Source organism: Gammaproteobacteria bacterium (assembly GCA_024235095.1).
Lineage (GTDB): Bacteria > Pseudomonadota > Gammaproteobacteria > Competibacterales > Competibacteraceae > UBA2383.
In genome coordinates this window covers 542,463-561,715 of sequence record JACKNC010000002.1, presented here as the reverse complement: position 1 = coordinate 561,715, position 19,253 = coordinate 542,463, and the positions used below count along the sequence as shown (strand labels likewise).

Annotated in this window: 16 protein-coding genes and 1 pseudogene; 7 read left to right on the top strand and 10 right to left on the bottom strand. The window is 55.6% G+C overall.

Annotation, left to right across the window (positions count from 1 at the left end):
- Window positions 1-96: 96 nt before the first annotated feature.
- The gene (queF, locus tag H6973_15575) at window positions 97-516 is read right to left on the bottom strand and encodes a preQ(1) synthase (protein ID MCP5127007.1); all 420 of its coding nucleotides are present in this window, start codon (window positions 514-516) and stop codon (window positions 97-99) included.
- A gap of 69 nt (window positions 517-585) precedes the next feature.
- Entirely contained in the window at window positions 586-1,887 is a 1,302-nt protein-coding gene (locus tag H6973_15570; protein MCP5127006.1) for a hypothetical protein, read from the bottom strand.
- A gap of 208 nt (window positions 1,888-2,095) precedes the next feature.
- Between H6973_15570 and H6973_15565 the strand changes: the two genes are divergently transcribed.
- Window positions 2,096-2,767 carry a cysteine hydrolase gene (locus H6973_15565; protein MCP5127005.1) on the top strand — a complete coding sequence of 224 codons (672 nt, stop codon included), beginning with the start codon at window positions 2,096-2,098 and terminating at the stop codon, window positions 2,765-2,767.
- 23 nt (window positions 2,768-2,790) lie between these two features.
- Here H6973_15565 and H6973_15560 read toward each other — a convergent pair whose 3' ends face one another.
- The 7 genes and pseudogenes from H6973_15560 to H6973_15530 all read right to left on the bottom strand — a co-directional run bounded on the left by H6973_15560 (window position 2,791) and on the right by H6973_15530 (window position 10,404).
- Window positions 2,791-3,705 carry a hypothetical protein gene (locus H6973_15560; GenBank protein ID MCP5127004.1) on the bottom strand — a complete coding sequence of 305 codons (915 nt, stop codon included), beginning with the start codon at window positions 3,703-3,705 and terminating at the stop codon, window positions 2,791-2,793.
- Between the two features lie 13 nt (window positions 3,706-3,718).
- A complete protein-coding gene (locus tag H6973_15555) occupies window positions 3,719-5,251 on the bottom strand; it encodes an ABC transporter ATP-binding protein (protein MCP5127003.1) in 1,533 nt (510 codons plus the stop codon).
- A gap of 83 nt (window positions 5,252-5,334) precedes the next feature.
- Window positions 5,335-5,847 (bottom strand): IS630 family transposase, encoded by a 513-nt coding sequence (locus H6973_15550; GenBank protein ID MCP5127002.1) that lies wholly within the window; start codon window positions 5,845-5,847, stop codon window positions 5,335-5,337.
- Window positions 5,826-6,206: a transposase gene (locus H6973_15545; protein MCP5127001.1), complete on the bottom strand. Its 381-nt coding sequence runs from the start codon at window positions 6,204-6,206 to the stop codon at window positions 5,826-5,828. Before H6973_15545 ends, H6973_15550 begins: the two co-directional genes overlap by 22 nt.
- 322 nt (window positions 6,207-6,528) lie before the next feature.
- Window positions 6,529-7,934, bottom strand: a pseudogene (locus H6973_15540) (sigma-54-dependent Fis family transcriptional regulator).
- A 5-nt stretch (window positions 7,935-7,939) separates the two neighbouring features.
- Window positions 7,940-9,280, bottom strand: coding sequence for a GHKL domain-containing protein (locus H6973_15535; GenBank protein MCP5127000.1), 1,341 nt, complete (start codon window positions 9,278-9,280; stop codon window positions 7,940-7,942).
- A 236-nt stretch (window positions 9,281-9,516) separates the two neighbouring features.
- Window positions 9,517-10,404, bottom strand: coding sequence for an IS982 family transposase (locus tag H6973_15530; GenBank protein ID MCP5126999.1), 888 nt, complete (start codon window positions 10,402-10,404; stop codon window positions 9,517-9,519).
- 267 nt (window positions 10,405-10,671) lie between these two features.
- Here H6973_15530 and H6973_15525 point away from each other — a divergent pair, with 267 nt between their 5' ends.
- On the top strand, window positions 10,672-10,953 hold the full coding sequence (locus H6973_15525) for a hypothetical protein (protein ID MCP5126998.1): 282 nt from the start codon (window positions 10,672-10,674) through the stop codon (window positions 10,951-10,953).
- 78 nt (window positions 10,954-11,031) lie between these two features.
- Window positions 11,032-12,012 (top strand): arsenosugar biosynthesis radical SAM protein ArsS, encoded by a 981-nt coding sequence (gene arsS, locus H6973_15520; protein MCP5126997.1) that lies wholly within the window; start codon window positions 11,032-11,034, stop codon window positions 12,010-12,012.
- A gap of 175 nt (window positions 12,013-12,187) precedes the next feature.
- Here arsS and H6973_15515 read toward each other — a convergent pair whose 3' ends face one another.
- Complete coding sequence (locus H6973_15515) at window positions 12,188-12,478, bottom strand: RNA-binding protein (protein ID MCP5126996.1); 291 nt, start codon at window positions 12,476-12,478, stop codon at window positions 12,188-12,190.
- 417 nt (window positions 12,479-12,895) lie between these two features.
- Here H6973_15515 and H6973_15510 point away from each other — a divergent pair, with 417 nt between their 5' ends.
- The 4 genes from H6973_15510 (at window position 12,896) to ccoN (ending at window position 19,241) form a co-directional block, all read left to right on the top strand.
- Window positions 12,896-15,091 carry an FAD-dependent oxidoreductase gene (locus H6973_15510; protein MCP5126995.1) on the top strand — a complete coding sequence of 732 codons (2,196 nt, stop codon included), beginning with the start codon at window positions 12,896-12,898 and terminating at the stop codon, window positions 15,089-15,091.
- 32 nt (window positions 15,092-15,123) lie between these two features.
- Window positions 15,124-16,530 carry a sodium:solute symporter gene (locus H6973_15505; protein ID MCP5126994.1) on the top strand — a complete coding sequence of 469 codons (1,407 nt, stop codon included), beginning with the start codon at window positions 15,124-15,126 and terminating at the stop codon, window positions 16,528-16,530.
- Window positions 16,527-17,495 carry a hypothetical protein gene (locus H6973_15500; GenBank protein MCP5126993.1) on the top strand — a complete coding sequence of 323 codons (969 nt, stop codon included), beginning with the start codon at window positions 16,527-16,529 and terminating at the stop codon, window positions 17,493-17,495. Before H6973_15505 ends, H6973_15500 begins: the two co-directional genes overlap by 4 nt.
- 297 nt (window positions 17,496-17,792) lie before the next feature.
- Window positions 17,793-19,241, top strand: coding sequence for a cytochrome-c oxidase, cbb3-type subunit I (ccoN, locus tag H6973_15495; GenBank protein MCP5126992.1), 1,449 nt, complete (start codon window positions 17,793-17,795; stop codon window positions 19,239-19,241).
- Window positions 19,242-19,253 lie beyond the last annotated feature (12 nt).

Below are 19,253 nucleotides of genomic sequence, written 5' to 3'. Positions count from 1 at the left end.
TGGACGCCTCTCTGCTATAGAATTTTAAATTTTAATATAAAGAAACAAAAACTATGGCCTGCCCCAAGGTAGAAAGCCCCTCTTTGCGCCTCCCAGTCACTCTGGTTTGTTATCGAGCCGCACACTGGGCTTAATGGCGATGCCCCCGCGCGGCGCAAAATCGCCGCGCACCTCCAACCAGTGCGGTTGTAATAACGCAAATAAATCAATGGCAATACGGTTGATGCTGTCCTCGCTGAAGGAACCCTGATTGCGAAAACTGAACAGATACAGCTTCAATGACTTCGATTCCACCAGCCAGTCGCGCGGACTGTAGCGAATGGTGATCCGGGCCAAATCGGGTTGACCGGTGACCGGGCAAAGACAGGTAAATTCTGGGCAATCTAATTCCACCAGATATTCGTGCTGGGGATAGCGGTTGGCGAAGCGCTCCAGGATTTGCGGGGCATACTCGCGCGGATAATCGGTTTGCGATCGGCCTAACAGGGTCAGACCGGCGATATTGGAGTCGGACATGGGCTTATCCAGCAGTTGAGAATTGGGCAATACATGAATGGATGGCATGCATTAAGCGGGGTCAGCTTATCAGGATGCGGGACGATAGAAGTCACACTGATTCAGGCGGCGTTCGATTTCATCCTTGATCACGTTATAAGCCGCGCTATCGCGCCGTTCAAAGCGCCGGCGAAATTCCGGGTCCTGTAACCCTTCAGGCAGGGCGGTAATGGATGGCATGATGGCAGATTCGACATCGAGTGACGCAACACGCCGCTGAACATCGCGGGCCGAAGTTGCTGACGCGATCGCTTGTTCCGCAAACCGCACGCCCGCGCGATCAGCGGTCAAATCGGCAAAACTGAAACCGGAGCCGCCTTGTGAGTCCTGGACTTCCTTGAATATCCCGATGACATTGGCAATATGACTATCGGCTACGCCGGTCAGGGCGGCGGAAATGGCGAAATGTTGAGCCAGGTCGCGGCGTCCCGCCAGAGTCGGATGAATAGAAGTCGGCGCATGGTATTTCTCACCCAACAGGCGTGATGGATCCTTGCCAGACAGATAAAGCGCCAGCGTGACCAGGACGGCGCGATTTTCTTCCACCGGATCGCCGTCTAGCGCGGTGCGCTCGGCTGCGCGAGCGAATAGTGGTTTTAACAGAAAAATCAGTGAGCTGTTCTTGGGAACCGTGCGGGTTGCTGTCACCAGCACGTCATGGTAAACGTCCAGACGGATGCGATCGGTTTTGGGCAACACCCACTCACGCCCACGGGCTTCCAGGCGACGGGCGAGAGCTTGGTCATAACGGACTGTGATTGCAATCGCTCCATTTTCAATTTGGATATCCGACAGGGTGGCCCAAACCTGCTTCAGTTCCTGGTATTGCGGACGGCCTTGCAAATAGCCGCTGGCCTGGTCAATGACCCATCGGCACAGATTGCCCGGGATCGACAAACGCCCGATTTGAACTTTGGTCAGGAGCGGTCCGGACTCACCCGGTGTGAGCTGTACGCTTGCGTTCAAATAGCGGCCTAGCGGATTGTTTGGCAAAGGTAGAGTCGCTTGAATCTCTGCATGGTCCGGGATAAAGCGTACGCGCGCCTTGGCCTGAGCGGCGCCTGGCCAGCGTGACAGCGTCTGGTCGACCAGCAGGCTGGCGTCGCGTTCGGTCAAGGTCAATCGGCGGGTTTCGCCATCCTTGAGTTGACGCGGATCGAGATCGCGCAACAAGCGCCTGACCTTCTCGACATCCTCTACCGCAAGTTGATCGCTCGCACTAACCCGTGGAGTATCTTCGACCATGAGCCAAAGCAGCACCGGCAGGCCAGCCACGATGCTCAGTAGGAGCGCGTAAAACAGGAATTTGAAAAATCTGAACAAGAAACGCATGGGCTGGATAATCCAGGGTGAGAATCGGTATGAAAACGCCCTGCGCCTCATCGGAGCGGGAGAAGAGACAAAGGCGCTGCGCCGAAAAAAACGGTGTTAGTGACGTTCCGGTTCCCGCATTGCTATTCTAATCTGATATGGCTCCGCTTGGCGACCAACGGGACAGCTGTGCACTTCCTTGAATATTTTACAATTAGGAAGCGATGACATGAATTGGAAAACAGCCTATCGATCGTTTTACTATGAAAACGCGCCCGAACCCGAGGATTTGATCCTGAATCCGGTGGAAACAGCGATGCTGTCTATCGATGTGCAAAACACCTATGCGCAAATTTCCGATAACCCGGTGGAGGCAGCGCGTTGGGAACCCTTCCAGCAACGGATGCGCGAGATCGTCATTCCCGCCACCCGCGCGCTTCAAGATGCGTTTCGCGCCAAAGGCATCGATGTTATCCACGCCCGTATTGCCTGCCTGCTGGAAGATGGCCGTGACCGCTCGCTGAGCCAGAAAAAGCCGGGCTGGAACAACCTGCTCTTGCCCAAGGAGAGTCAGGAAAGCCAATTGATCGATGAACTCGCGCCAAGACCGGGTGAAATCGTGGTCACCAAAACTACGGACAGCGCGTTAACCGGTACCAACCTGCGGCTGATTCTCTCCAACATGGGCATCCGCAACGTGGTTATGACCGGCATTTTTACCGATCAATGCGTCTCATCCACCGTGCGCAGCCTGGCCGATGAGAGTTTTAACGTGATCGTCGTGGAGGATTGTTGCGCAGCCGGGACCGATGAGTTGCATCAGCGGGAACTAGAAATTATTAATATGATTTACTGCCATGTTGTTTCCAGCCAGGAACTTCGGCGGATCATGGCGCTCTGACTGAGCCGCCCTGCCAGACTGCGTTATCGCAGGAGAATTCGAGACGGTGGGCCGAACAGAAAGTCGAAGACCCGTTCTCCCAACCCACCGCGCTTCATGCTGGCGGCAAACGAGTGCGCGGCGTGCGGTAAGACTTGGTAATGATAAAGCGTGTTCAGTCCTCGTTGCCGGGCGGCGGCGCGCATCGCATCGATCCAGCGATCCCCGCGCTCCACCCGGGTCAATCCCTGTTGTGCATCCACCTTTCCGGTCTGCCGCAGCTCAGGCCGATCTTGACCGCGTCGAATATCATGCTCGCCAACGAAAACTGCCATTGGGATACGTAAGAACTGCTTTGGCCGGAGACGTATCGCCATTCGGCGGTTGAGCTTCAGACCTTGCGGGAAGCGGAGCTTGGGATCGGGAAAGGTATACCAGCCGGCCGCACCGATAGCAACCGCCTCCACCTGGTCGGGATGAGCCATCGCGTAGCGGTGGACAAACTGGCCGCCACCCGAGTAACCAAACAGGTAAACACGGCGGCCAGTGACGCCGATTTGTTGCCTCACCTCGGTCAAAATCATTTGTAGCGCTTCGTCGGAACGCTGGCCTTGCCCGGTCAGACCCAACCGCTGGTAGTCAGCGAAGCGATCGGCAGTGAATAACGGCGCGACCAGCACGATCCCATATTGGCGGGCCAATCGTCGAAAGCGCCGCGCCTGTTCTTCAGCGTTGTGGGACACACCATGAACGGTGACCAGTATGGGCGCATCAGAGCGAATTCCCTGCGGAACATACAGATAGTAAGTCTGTGCTGGATCGGTCTTCAGCTTGCATTGGACGATGCCGCGCGTGGACGGCAAGGTTGAAGGCGGAGAGGCCGTCTGCAAAGCAACCGGAGCGGAAGCGGCGACGGTCATTTCCATAATTACCGACGCCGGAGGCGCATCATACGACATCAACCACATCCTCTTACCCTGCTACGGCTTGTAGTCGGGTTTCTGTCGCGAATAAGCGGCGGGTCGGGCCGTCGCTGTTGAGCAATCGCAGCGGCGGACCTGCTTCAATCAGGCGTCCATCCGCCAAATGCCAGATTTCATCAGCATGAAACAGCCGTTCGCGACGATGGGTCACCATCAACACCGTACCCTGATACTGCGCCAGCATCTGATCCAGCACCGCGCTGAAATCCGCGTCCAGATGGGCGTCAGGCTCATCAAGCAGCAGCAGGCTCGGAGCGCCGAGCAACGCCCGCGCCAAGGCAATGCGCTGTCGTTGGCCGAGCGAGAGGTTCACACCACGCTCCTGCAACATGGTCCGTTCGCCCGCTGGCAAGGTTTGCAGCCACTTATCCACGCCACACAGGGCGCAAACTCGCGCCACCTCGTCATCTGGCGCATTCCGCCAACGGTAACGCAGATTGCGGGCAATGCTGCCTTTCAACAATGGAAGTTCGTCGCTGACCATGCCGATAGCCCGCCGGATCGAAGTCAGGGTGCAGTCCGCCAGGTTCTGCCCGTCTACGCGCACTGCTCCACGATCCGGATCAAACAGCCGGGCGGCCAGCGCCAGCAAAGTGGATTTGCCCGCGCCATTGGGACCGATGATAGCGATCACCTGCCCAGGTCCGGCGCTCGCACTCAACGCCTCCAGTACGCCCTCCACACTGATTTGATCGAACGCCAGCCAGCCCTTGGCTGGAACCAATGCCTGTGCGCCGGGCTTTTCCGCCGCCAGACTGGGCAGCTCCATGAATTGTCGGATTTTTTCCAGCGCCACTTGATAACCATGCCAGTATTCGTGAGCACGGCCCAGGTCGCGCAAGCCCGGCAACAGCAGGTGGACAATGGCCATGGCGCCGATCACCGTCCCCGGCGTCGTCAGACCATGAGCAGTTTCAATCACACCGACCATTAACACCATCAGCGTTGCCAAGGCGGTGGTCGCTTCGGTGATCGCTCGCAACCGACCGCTGATGGCGGCTCGCGCCAGCATGGCGTCACGCAGACGCTGACCTTGTCGGGACAGTCGCTGTCGTTCACCTTTGGTTCGATTGCACACCTGCACTACGGGGAGAGCAGTGATCTGCTCATGAATCTGGCTGGCCAATCGCGACTGCCGGCGTCGGCTTTCCTGTACCGCTCGCCGCAGCGGTCCACCAAGCCATAGTGCCACACTGACGGCGGCCATCAGCGGGATAGCGATGGCCAGCGCCAGCCCCGCATCGAGCCAGGCCAGCCCTAGCAGTGCGGCCAGCGCAGTTGTTCCCGCGACGTTCAGCCGGGCCAACCCCAGGCTGGCCCACTGCCGCAGTGCGGTCAAATCGCCGATGAAACGCAGCAGGAGACCGCCGCGCCTGCGTTTCTGCGCTAGACGAGGCGATAAGGTGCTCAGACGGTCGAACAAGGCCAGTCGCACCCGGTAGGCGTAATCCTGCCCCAACTGTTCGGCGTCCACCCGTTCCCGCAATCGCAGCCAGGCATGGATGGCTGCAGCGCAGATCAATCCCAGCGTCGGTCCAGCCAGCGCTGGCGTCAGCGCCGCGGGCTGGCGCAGCCAGCGGTCAACGACATATAGTAAAACAGTTTTTAGATAGTTTGGAAAACCGCAACTAACGCATCAAAAATATTTTGAAAATTTGTAACAATTTTCCTCAACTTTTCCTTAAGAAGTGCCCAGTAGTTTTCGATGGGATTTAAATCCGGTGAATAAGGAGGCAAAAACAACAGTTGGTGGCCATTGTCTTCAATGATTTCTCGTGTTTCTTCCGATTTGTGAAAACGAGCATTATCTATCACGATAATACAATTTTTTGGAAGTTCAGGGATTAAGAATTTCTCAAGCCAAGTATTAAATATCTCCGTATCTGTATAAGATTGATAGGCAAGTGGCGCAATGATTTCATTGTTGAGTAGTCCACCCAATAAATTTAGTTTTTCAGTGGGTCTGCTTTTCCTTTCACCAAAAATAATTTCGCCTCTTGGACTCCAGCCATATTCATTTCTTACATTATTATGAAATCCAGATTCATCTACATAAACAATTTGTTGTGCATCATCTCCCCGGGATGCATTCGCCGCTAATTGTTGAATAAACTCCATTCTTTGTTGTTCATCCCTTTCTTCGTAGAGAAATTGTTTTTTTTATATGTAATATTGAGTGCTTTCAATCTTGCTTGAACCGATGAGGGTTTAACCGAAAAATGTTCTGCAATTTGTTTGAGGGTCACCGAAGGATTGTTTCTAATGTAATCCGTTAAATCAGAGTCACTGAATTTTCTTGCACGAAACTGAGTCCTTTTTTTTGGTTTAATATCCCCCGTTTGCAAATACTGACGAATCCAACGATTCAAAGTATCCATCCCTATTTTGAAAAGCGTAACGATATCCATTTTCGACAGACCATTCAAGTAACTCTGTATCACTCTTGTTCTTAAATCTTCACTATACGGCTTGGACATTGCAATACTCCTTATTGAGCTAATTTCTTCATTATATATTAACTAATAAAAAACTGTTTGACTATACATGATGGATTTCACTCGCAGTCAGAGAAACAGTCAGGTCTGATAGAGTGATGGCAAGGCATGTGCCAAATGCAACCTGGCAAAAGCCATCAGGCTAATGGCTTGTTTTTCAATGAAGACGCCGTTTATTTATCAGTGATGAAGCAGGGAGAGAATGAAGTGGGGTGGGGGATATACCCCGGCTGTCTGGGGGAATGGCCCCAGGTTGGGGGATAACGCCGGCCCATTGTGAGCAGAAAACAAAGCGGCGATACCGTCAGTTTTCCTCAGCCGACAGCCGGTACTTTTCCATCCGGTAGCGCAGCGTGTCCCGCGACAAGCTTAGCAGCTTGGCGGCCCGAGTGACGTTCCAGCCTGTCTTGCGCAACGCCTGCACGATCAGCCGTTGCTCCAGTTTTTCCAGATCGATGCCCTCTTCAGGAAAGTCTGAACCGGGAATCAGGGCGGAGTCATCACGAGGCAGCGCTGATGACAGCGCCGGGCAGAGCGCGAGATGACCCACGTCGATTACGCCCTCGTCCGCCAGTAACACGGCATGTTCGATGCTGTTGCGTAATTCCCGCACATTGCCCGGCCAAGTATAGCGTTGCAGCGCCTGCTCAGCCGCCGGGGTCAGCTGTAACCCGGTGCGGCCATAGCGTCGCCCCAGATGAACTAGAAAAGCCTGGGTCAGCAGAGCGATGTCCTCGCCGCGCTCGCGCAGCGGCGGCACCCCAAAATGATGCGCAGGCGAAAGAACAAATCCGAGCGAAACGACCCTTGCCGAACCCGTTCTTCCAGAGGCTGATGAGTAGCGGCAATTACGCGGATATCCACTTTCTGGTCGCGCAGACCGCCTAACCGGCACAGGCGACGATCCTCCAGCAATTTGAGCAACTTGGCTTGCAGCACCGGTTCCATCTCACCAATTTCGTCCAGAAACAGGGTGCCGCCGTTCGCGGTTTCCACCAATCCCAGTTTGCGTTCCTTGGCGTCGGTGAAAGCGCCGCGCTCGAAACCGAATAATTCGGCTTCAAGGAGTGGCGTGGGGATAGACGCGCAGTTCAATTCGACAAAGGGTCGGTCGCGGCGTGGTCCCTCGAAATGAAAGGCGCGCGCCACCAGTTCCTTGCCGGCTCCAGTTTCGCCGGTGATCAACACCGCCGGCGGCTCGCCCTCCGTCAGCCGCTCCTCTGCGTCGATGAACTGCTGAATTTTGCGCTTGAGCGCCTGCATGGGCGGCGATTCCCCAAGCAGTTTATTCAGTCCGCTGCGCTCCGCCTGCCGGTTCTGATAGTAAGCGAGCGCGCCTTCCAGTTGTTCCTGGCCGATCGCCTTGTCGAGCAGCAACTTGAGTTCGCTGAGCGCCAATGGCTTGGTCAGGTAGTCGTAAGCGCCGGCTTTCATAGCGTCCACCGCGACCGGCACCCCGCCATGAGCGGTCATCATCACTACTTTGACATGACGAGCGGCAGTGCGGATACGGCGCAGGATCTCCAGACCGTCCATGCCCGGCAACTGGAAATCGAGCAAGACCAGATCGGGATTAAAACTGTCCAACGCAGCCAGGCCTTCCTCACCACTGCCGGCTATGCGGGCTTCATAACCGTGGCGAGTCAGGTAGGTGCGGATATTTCTGGCCAGGGTTTCTTCATCGTCGATGATCAGGACCGCGTGTGACATGGCGTTCACTCCGCCAGGGACAGTTGCAAAACAGCGGTTGCGCCCTTGCTGGGCTGGCTATGCAATTCAAGGTGACCGCCGTAGCGCTGGACGATGCGCCGCGCCAGCGCCAGACCTATCCCCAAGCCTCGCTGCTTATGACTGACGAAGGGTTTGAAAACTCCAGCCAGTTGTTCAGACGACAGGCCAGTCCCCGTATCGCGCAAAGCCAAGGTTAGCTGGCGACCGCGTCGTTCTGCGGTGACGCGCAATTGCCCCCCCTTCGGCATCGCTTCCAGAGCATTGGCAAGCAGACTGTTGAACACCTGCCTCAACAGTTGAGGATCGGCGCATACCCGGGGCGACGGTTCCGGCAAGGCGACCTGCAAGATGATGCCCTGCCGGGTGAAGCGGTCGCTGAAGCCAGCCAGACTCTGCCGCAGCGTTTCACTTAAATTGGCGGTCTGGGTGTTGCCGTCGGGTTGATGCGAATAGAGCAGCAAATCACGAATCCACCGTTCCATGCAGTCCACTTGGACGATGATGTCGCCAAGGCATTCGCGGCTCGCGACATCTTCGGTTTCAGCGGCCAATTCAGCAGAAGAGCGGATAGCGGCCAGCGGATTGCGCAGGCTATGCGCGACCGCAGCAGTCAACTCGCCGACCAGCGTCCACTGTTCGGCCTCGACCAGCGCTTGTTGCTGGTGAGTGATCGTTCGGCTGGCGCGGTGCACGATCCAGAAGAGCACCGTGTAGAGAAACAATCCGCCCAATGCCGCGCTCATCCAGACCAGCCGCTGGCCCCGGGCAATGGTTTCCCAGAGAATGCGCGGTAGTTTATAAAGCTCGATGACTCCGACCACCATGCCGCCTGGCCCGTAAATAAGGATGTAATTTTCGACGAATTCTTCTACGTCCGGGGCGAACAGGATGTGCTCGCTTTTGCTGTGGGCTTCGACCCGTCCGGTGTGCAGCGCCAAGTGGCCACGCAGGGCTTCGTCCAGTTCCGGGTTATTTTCGGGGAATTGCCGGCCCACCAGCGGCTTTTCGGTGGACCAGAGCACCACGCGGTCGCGGGAGTAGACATTGGCGCGGACCACATCGGGCATGTGGGCGATTCGGTTGAAAAAATCGTCAAGTGGTCCCTGACGTTTATTGTCCGGTTCGCTGAAATACAGGCTGGTGTTTTGTGACTGAGCGATGCCCTGGACGAACTCCAAGGTCAACAATCCATTTCGTTCCAGCAAGGTCTCGCGCAGGAACCGGGACAACAACACCGCCGATGCGGTGCTGATGATAACGATAGTTAGCAGGCTGAGCGCTGAAAATGAGCGGAGCAGATTATAGGGCTTTGCCGGCGTGTTCATGGATGAGGAAAAATCTTGGGGGCTGTCGAAAAAATGGTCTTTCTCTTAATCAGGGACTCATCCGACGGGCGGGGTGAAAAAGGGTATAGCGACAATCGGTATGTGCACAACATAAAGGCTCGTTGCGCGACCCCGCTTGATTGGCAACGCTGCTGCCCATAAGGGCTTCCAGGTCAGCAATAATGTTGTTAATGCTGATGTGCCCAATAACTTGGGTCATACGCGATGTTCGACTTTCAGGCGATTAGGCTCTCAAGCTGCAGGTCGGGACGACCGACTTGCCGGTTGATGAAAATACCCAAGGTATGCGCCAAGATTTTTCGGGCGACCCGACGGGTCAAAGGCCAAACATCTCGCGCCCGGATTTTTTCAAAATGGAACTGCGCGACAAGTTGACCGATGACCGTTTCTACGAGACGGCGGGTGCTCGTCAATTGCCGGACGACCCAAGCAGGACGAGGATCGGTCATGTTGGCCCGCAAGGGGGTTTGCAGATCAATGCCGACTGTCACTAACTCTGCCTGAAGAAAGGCGCTAATGTAACCTTTGTCGCCAATCACGAGGCCCTGAACGCCGTCGGTCAAATCCCACAGTGCCTCGCGCTCATCACCGGAAGCCGGCGTCACCGTGCAAGCGGTGATCACGCCATGGGCCGTGACCATCAGATGACCGTGAAGTCCATAATAATAATGCTTTTTTGCTGCACAATAACCGAAGTCCGCCGCCGCGGGGAACAACCGACATTGAGGAGCGCGGGTCAACACACACACCGGCATCGGACAGCCATCCACCAGATGAATCGGATCAGCCGCGGTGCCTAAATCCATGAGTAGCTGCTGATGGAACCGCTGTTTGATGACCCACAGATTTGCCGCTTGTTGGGCAAACGTGGTCCGCGATCCGAGTTTCGGAAACCATGACAACCAATGTCGATTGAAGTACTTCCAGATGCCCACATCGGTATCCAAACCCAAAAACTCGCCGACCACTTCCATCGTAATCACTTCGCTATCCATCAGTTTGGGGGCAAAGCCGCGGGAGCGTAAGCGGTGATCCCCAAGCACGGAAGTCGTGTGTTCTTCTACCCAACAAAACACCGTGATAATAAAATCTTCGAGCGGCATGGTGATCTCTCCGTGAGGTTGAGGTGATTGGTTCCTCTCCGCTTAGCCTACATCGCTATGCCGCATCCGCCTGCCCTCATCTCCCCTCGAAAAAGTCGAACATCGCGTTTGGGTCATAGTATTTTCTATAAAATGCTGATGTCGGTTACGCTGAACCACTTACCGCAGTCGGTTCCCGGTCGCCAGTGTAAGAAGCAATGGAAGCGACGACAAGCATTTATCCGGTATTCACCACATTTGCAGCACAAAATAATGAGGAGTCCGCCCATGAAAACGCAACATACGCTTTATCAGCGCCGCGCTGTTTTGCGCGCTGGCGCGGATAACCCCGATAACTGGCCGCGCTGGGATCTCTACAACGAACCCCAGGATGAAGGCGGGCCTAATCCCTACTATGATATTGATTACCTGCCCGTTATCGTGGAGACTGAACTCACGCCAGTCGTCTATGGTGGGGGGGGAATCGAGTGGCAGGATGTCTCCGGCAACGCCCTGACTACCGATGAAGCCGAGACGCAAGGTCGATTAACGATCCAGGATGCTTCCTGAAATCAGTCTGGATGTAAGAATGATCTTCCTTACTACGACTAAGCCAGCAAATCCCTTGATTCGTTCGAGAGAACAGGTATGCGTGATACTTTTCCACTTCTGGTGAAAACCGATTTCCCCACGGTTTACCGTGCCCGCATCGATACCTTGCAGGCTAATCTGGGCTATCGTTGCAACCAATCCTGCACCCATTGCCACGTTGCAGCCGGCCCTCAACGCACTGAGGAAATGAGATGGGAGACAATGGAGCTATTGCTTCGCTATATGAAGTTGCGTCAGGTGACGACACTGGATCTGACGGGCGGTGCTCCTGAACTGAATCCGCATTTCCGTTCCCTGGTGACCCATGCCCGTAGTCAAGGCGTTCGGGTGATCGACCGTTGCAATCTGACCATCCTCAAGGAGCCTGGCCAAGAGGATTTGGCAGTATTTCTGGCCAGGCACGCCGTTGAAATTACCGCTTCTCTGCCTTGTTACCTGGAAGAAAACGTCGATCAGCAGCGTGGTAAGGGTGTATTCGAATCCAGTCTGGCGGGTTTGCGGCAACTTAATGACCAAGGCTATGGCCAACTCGATAGCGGACTCACGCTGAATCTGGTCTATAACCCGCTCGGTCCGATCCTGCCGCCTGACCAAGTGGGTTTGGAAGCCGCTTACAAACAGGAGCTACTGACCCGTTACGGGATAGTTTTCTCGCGCTTGCTGGCGTTGGCCAATATGCCCATTCAGCGTTTTGGCAGCCAGTTGATCTCAAAAGGACAATTCGCGCCCTATATGCAATTGCTCAAGTCCGCGCACCGCGCCGAGAATCTGGATGCAGTGATGTGCCGAAATCTGATTTCAGTGGACTGGCAGGGGTATGTGTACGACTGTGACTTCAACCAGATGCTGAAACTGCCCCTAGGCGCCAGCGAACTGGAACGCACCCATCTTGGCGAATTGCTGGACTGCGATCTGACCGGCACCCGAATTCAGGTCGCTGACCATTGCTATGGCTGCACCGCTGGGCAAGGCAGTAGTTGCGGCGGGGCGCTGGAATCCAGTCTGATGTCTGTGTAAAAACTTGGTTCTTCGACGATTCTTATGGAACTGGTTACCTTACGGAACTCACTCCAAAGATAAGGTTGAAGAACCAAAAATGAACCCAAAAATCCTGTAAAGCCCGCTTTCAAGCGGATCTACAGTTTTTCGCAGCGCTTATAAAAATCGTCAGGGCGCCGAAGATGTCAGCCTGTCACCACCGTGACCGGCTACCGCCGCCGCGCCCTCCACGCGCCGGTTTCTCGGTCGCCATGTTCACTTTGAGCGGCCGTCCCCCCAGGGATTTACCATTTTGTTCAAGGGCCTTTTCCGCGGCGTGTTGTGCGGCGAAGGTGATAAAAGCAAATCCTTTGGGTCGTCCCGTCTCCCGGTCCATGATCAGGGCGAGATCTTCAATATCCCCATAAGGCGAGAACAGTTCCCGTAACTGTGATTCATCAACAGTATATGGGAAGTTGCCAACATAAATCTTATTTTGCTGCATTGCATCTCCATCATTCATCAACAGTGAAATAAATCAAATGGGTCGATATATCACTAGATAAAAACCAATGTGTCATACATAAAATTTTCTTGTATAGCACTATTACCTAATCGTTCTGACCCCAGACCAAGCCAACGAAAAGCTAGTCTATGGCTGGCAAAACGTCAAGTTTTTCCGACATGGCGCACCCATCCTGGAATTACGCTGTGGCATGGTTGTATCAGCATCAATAATCAGGCTAATTTCCAGCTGCAAACTCGACCGCGCTTCTTTCTGGTTGCCGGTTTACTGCATTTCGCTGCATCCAGATCCGGGGGCGCTGCGTAAAAGCCCTTGTAGCGTCACTCATTCGTCGTTCGCCCACCAACGCTTGATCTATCGCACAACCACCGCACCCGCAGGCACTGGAGCCACTTCATGAATATGCGCAAGATTGTATTAGCATTAGCAATTACTCTGATAATAGCAATTTTTTTTATCCTCGATTTGGGGCGTTTTTTTAGCTTGGACTATGTAAAAAATCAGCAAGCGGCCATCGACGCTTATCGAACGGCGTATCCTGCTTTGACCGCAGGAATCTTCTTCGCTATTTACGTGGCGGTAACGGGATTGTCGTTGCCAGGCGCGGCGATCATGACATTGGCCGCTGGCGCGATTTTCGGGTTACTGTGGGGAACGATCATCGTTTCCTTTGCTTCAACCATCGGCGCAACCCTGGCTTTTCTCGCCGCCCGCTTTGTGCTGCGCGACTGGGTGCAGGAAAAATTTGGCGACAAGCTGAAAGCGATTAATGCCGGAATGGAAAAGGAGGGCGGCTTTTACCTGTTCACCTTGCGCTTGATTCCGATTTTCCCGTTCTTTGTCATCAACCTGGCGATGGGTTTGACGCCAATCCGCACCTGGACTTTCTACGGCGTCAGCCAGATCGGCATGTTGGCCGGTACGCTGGTCTATGTGAACGCGGGTACGCAATTGGCGCATATCGATTCGCTAAAGGGCATTCTATCGCCCGAACTACTGGCTTCCTTCGCCCTGCTCGGCATTTTTCCGCTGATCGCCAAAAAGATCGTTGCCGTCGTGAAAGCGCGGCGGGTCTATGCAAAGTGGTCCAAGCCGACTCGCTTCGACCGTAATTTGGTGGTCATCGGGGCAGGCAGCGCCGGGTTGGTCACAGCCTACATTGCTGCGGCGGTCAAAGCCAGGGTGACGCTGATCGAGAAACATCAGATGGGCGGCGATTGCCTGAACACCGGTTGCGTTCCTTCCAAGGCGCTGATCCGTTCAGCTAAGCTCCTCTCGCATATCCGCCGCTCATCAGAATTTGGCATTCGTAAAGCCGAAGCGGATTTTGATTTTGCCGAAGTGATGGAGCGGGTTCAGCGGGTAATAAAAGAGGTTGCTCCGCATGATTCCGTGGAGCGCTATACCGAATTGGGCGTCGACGTGGTGGAAGGCGCGGCCAAAATCACTTCACCCTGGTCAGTGGAAGTGACTACTGCTGAGGGAACGCGGACTTTGACGACGCGCAGCATGGTCATTGCCGCCGGCGCCCGGCCGTTTGTACCGCCGATTCCCGGACTGGAAGAGGTCGGCTACCTGACTTCCGATAATGTCTGGGCGCTGCGGGAATTGCCTCACCGGTTGGTAGTGCTCGGCGGCGGCCCGATCGGTTCGGAGCTGACCCAGACCTTTGCCCGCTTCGGCGCGCAGGTGACGCAGGTCGAGATGGCGCCGCGCATCATGATTCGCGAAGATCCGGAAGTCTCGGAGTTAGTAACCCAGCGTTTTCGCGCGGAAGGCGTCAACGTGCTGGTCAATCACCGGGCCAAGCAGTTTCTGGTGGAAAACGGTGAAAAATTATTGATCGCCGAACATGAAGGCCAGGATGTGCGCATTCCCTTTGATGCGGTGCTGGTCGCGGTTGGACGGGTGGCGAACACGACTGGTTACGGGCTGGAGGAACTGGGCATTCCCACGACGCGCACTCGCACCGTGGAGACCAATGAGTATCTGCAAACGCTCTATCCGAACATCTACGCCGCTGGTGATGTGGCGGGGCCGTTCCAGTTTACCCACACCGCCGCTCATCAGGCGTGGTACGCTGCCGTCAACGCCCTGTTCGATCCGCTCAAGAAGTTTCGCACCGATTATTCAGTGATTCCCTGGTCGACCTTTGTCGATCCAGAAGTGGCGCGCGTCGGCCTTAATGAGCAGGATGCCAAAGAAAAAGGCATTTCTTATGAGGTTTCCGTTTATGGCATCGATGATCTGGATCGCGCGATTGCCGATGGAGAGGCGCACGGTTTCGTTAAAGTACTGACCACGCCCGGCAAGGACCAAATCCTGGGCGTGACCATTGTCGGCGAACATGCGGGCGATCTGCTCGCTGAGTACGTGGTCGCCATGCGCCACGGCATTGGTCTCAATAAAATTCTCGGCACGATTCACATTTACCCGACCCTGGCGGAAGCCAACAAGTACGTTGCCGGCGTCTGGAAGAAAGCCCATGCTCCACAGAATTTGCTGGCCTGGGTGGAGCGCTTTCATGCCTGGCGGCGGGGTCCGACCCGCTCACTGGAAACAGCAGTCAGTGACGCTAACACCGCTATCTGATCCCTCCCAACCATCGACTGAGAGATTCAATCATGCTGTCCACGGCTTTTGGCCTGACGTTCTGGGGTGTTCTGATTTTTTACGGCGCGGCGCTGTATGCGGTGACGCCGAACGCGCGCACCGTCGGCGCCTTCTTTCGGGGTGAGGATAACAATGGACGGGAAGCCCGTCAGTGGGCGCTGACCGCCAGTATCTTCATTTCGTGGATTTTTGCGAAGTCGGTAACGAACGCGGCTAATCTGGGAGCGAGTTACGGCATTGTTGGCGGACTGGCCTACGCGACATACTGGTTGTCGATTCCGTTGGCGGGCTTCGTTATCTACTATCTGCGCCGCAGCACCGGAGCAACCAGTCTGGTGGGTTTCCTGACCGGAAAGTACGGTCGCGCCGCGGCATTGGCCTTTACCGCCGCCATTCTGATCCGGCTCTATAACGAGGTATGGAGCAACACGGCGGTGGTCGGTGGCTACTATGGTCCAGCGGGCAGCCCGGAGTTTATTAGCGCGGCGCTGCTATTCACCGCAGCGACCTTGTTCTACAGCGTCAAGGGAGGGCTGCGTGGTTCAATCGTCACTGATGTCATTCAGGCGGCGGTTTTCGTGGTCTTTTTGGCAGCGGTGCTGCTGCTGGTATTGCCCAAGCACGGGGTAGCGAACCTGTTGAGCGTTGGTGAATTCAAGCTGGCGGCTGGTATGGATTTATTGTGGGTCGCCGGCTTGCAAATCCTCAGCTATCCGTTCCACGATCCGGTATTGACCGATCGCGGATTCATTACCGAGGAAAAGGCGATGTTGAAAGCCTTTATCCTGGCGGGCGTCGGTGGCTTCTTCGCCATTCTGGTCTTTAGCTTTGTGGGCATCGACGCCCGGTTAAGCGGACTCGCTGTGGGCGGCAATGCGCCGGCAGCGGTCGCCCAGGCGCTGGGGATTGGCGCGCTGTTCGTCATGACAGTGTTGATGATCGCCGCCGCTGGCTCCACTCTGGATTCGACCTTTGCCTCTCTTTCCAAAGTGGTTGCGCAAGAACTGCCGGCTATCGCCGGGCGACAGCCGACAGTTTCTGCTTTGCGCTACGGTACCGTGGCGATGATTGTCATTGCTGTACTCGGTAATCTGCCCATGATCGCTGGCGCGGAGATTCTTGCCGCCACAACCCTGAGCGGTACGATGGTCATGGGTTTAGCGCCCGTGTTTTTGTTGCAATGCGGGGTGGGTTATTCTCCCTGGAGTTTTCATCTGAGCTTCTGGCCAGGTCTGCTCCTTGGCGTCCTGCTTGCAATCGGCTGGATTCCTGCGGCCTGGGCGATCGGCGAAGGCAAGTACGCGCTTCTTCTGGGAACCAATCTTTACGGATTGCTGATCTGTACGACAGGTTATTTGTTACCTGCGCTTTTGCGTCGGTGGCGTGGGATGCCTGTAGCGCAGAGTGCGTCTGCATGAACGCGCCGGGCCGGGTTTGTCCCCTGCGTTACCGCTACGGCCCAGCGGCGCTGGCTGTCGCGCCTGAACGGCAAGCGGAAACCCTGTATGTCATCGGCGGCCTGTATGGCAACCGACCTGCGCTTGACGCTGTGGAGGTGCTGGCCGCGACTGAATCGGGTCCGGTAACGCTGTGTTTCAATGGCGACTTTCATTGGTTTGATGCCGATGAGAGCGCCTTCGTCGAAATCAACGCGCGCGTGCTTCGCCATGACGCCCTGCTCGGCAACGTGGAAGCGGAATTGCTGACCCAAGGAGCAGCGGAAGCCGGTTGCGGTTGCGCCTACCCGGAAACGGTCGACGCAAAAGTCGTGGAACGCTCCAATCAGATTCATGCCTATCTCAAGGCCACCGCTCAACGCCATCCCGATGCCCTGGCCAGTCTGCGTAAATTGCCGATGTACGTCTGTTATCGAGTGGGCGACGCACGGATCGGAGTGGTGCATGGCGACGCCGAGGCGCTCGCCGGTTGGCGATTTGATGTCAATGCGCTGGACAATAAAGTGAATCATGAATGGCTGACATCCGCGTTTCTGCAAGCAAATGTCGAGGTTTTTGCCAGCAGCCATACCTGTTTGCCCGGTTGCCGTTGCTTTGGTCTTGAAGGACGACTGGGTTGGATTATCAATAATGGGGCAGCAGGAATGCCCAATTTTGCGAACACGCGATTTGGCGTTATCACCCGAATCAGTACGACGCCCAGCCCGCATCAGCGATTGTATGGCGCAAATCCAGGGCCGATTCACATCGACGCCCTAGCGCTTGACTTCGATGCCGACCGCTGGGAGCGTGAGTTTCTAAAGCGTTGGCCGCCCGCATCACCGGCTCATGTTTCCTATTTCGAGCGCATCCGGCGCGGCCCGGCCCATGTGATTTCACAGGCCGCGCCTCCCGCATGGCGCGCCCCGGAAGATCGATTCCCATAAGTGTGCTTGAGTTGCCAGGTCATTTTGCATCGCGCCCACATGGGACTTCGCCTTTGCCCGTGAGTACGCAAAAAGACGACCGGCTCCGTGAATCCTGATCCGACCCTAACCTTATTTCATGCGGGACGCTTCCATTCCAGAATATTAGCTTCTTCTGATTGAGAAAACCCGGTAAATCCTAGTAGAATGCCATGTCTTCCAGACTGACCCCGGCGCGCATTTCCAATGCTGACAACAATATTGATTGGAAAACGCTAAAAACATCTTAATCTATGGCTTGCTAAGGAGACTTGGATTATGGCCCTGAGTTCAGCGTTGCCAGCCGAGCAGTATAATTATGATATCGTCCGCAAATTCACGATCATAGCCATGGTATGGGCGGTGATCGGCATGTCGGTCGGCGTCTATATTGCCTGCGAACTGGCTTGGCCGTTCCTGAATTTCGATATTCCTGCTCTGACCTTCGGACGCTTGCGTCCCGTACATACAACGCTGGTTATTTTTGGTTTCGGCGGTAGCGCTCTGTTCGCCACCTCCTATTACATCGTACAACGCACTTGCCAGGCGCGGCTGGCCTTTCCCTGGTTGGCCGAGTTCACCTTCTGGGGGTGGACCGGCGGCGTAACCCTCGGCGTACTCAGCTACATGGCGGGTTTTTCTCAGAGCAGGGAATACGCCGAGTTTGAGTGGCCACTCGACTTGGCGATTGCTGTGGTCTGGGTGAGTTATATCGTGGTGTATGTTGAAACCATTCGTCGGCGCAGCCAGCCGCATATTTACGTCGCCAACTGGTTTTTTATGGCGTTCCTGCTGGCGGTCGCCCTGTTGCACATCTTTAACAACCTCGCCGTGCCGATCAGTCTGACCAAATCCTACAGCTTGTTCGCCGGCGTGCAGGACGCTATGACCCAGTGGTGGTATGGCCACAATGCCGTCGGGTTCTTCCTGACCGCTGCGTTTCTCGGCATGATGTACTACTTTGTTCCCAAACAGGCCGGGCGACCGGTTTACTCCTATCGACTGTCCATCATTCACTTCTGGGCGCTGATCTTCCTGTACATGTGGGCTGGCGGCCATCATTTGCATTGGACCGCGCTGCCCGATTGGGTGTCCACGCTGTCCGCTGCCTTCTCTGTCCTGCTGCTGATGCCGTCTTGGGGCGGCATGATCAACGGCATCATGACTCTGTCGGGCGCCTGGGACAAGTTGCGCTCCGACCCGATCATGCTGTTCCTGATTACGTCGCTGTCGTTCTATGGCATGTCCACCTTTGAAGGGCCATTGATGTCGCTGAAGAGCGTCAACGCCTTGTCGCACTACACCGACTGGACGATTGGCCATGTTCATTCCGGCGCGCTGGGCTGGGTTGCGCTGGTCAGCTTTGGTTCCTTCTATCACCTGATTCCGCGCCTGTACGACACACGGATGTACAGCCAGACCTTGATTTATGTGCATTTCTGGCTGGCTACAATTGGCATCGTGCTCTATATCACCTCGATGTGGGTGGCCGGCATCGGCCAGGGCTTGATGCTGCGCAGCTTCGATGACTACGGCAATTTGGCTTACACCTTCATCGAAACGGTGGAGTTTATGCATACGCCGTATATCTGGCGGGCGCTGGGCGGCGCGTTCTTTGTCGCAGGGGTATTGGTCATGGTGTACAACATCTATATGACCGTGCAGGCTGGCCGGCGCGAGCAGGCGGCGCTTGAGGCCAAACTGGCGGCCAAACTGGCGAAAGCCTGAGAGCGCTGGAGA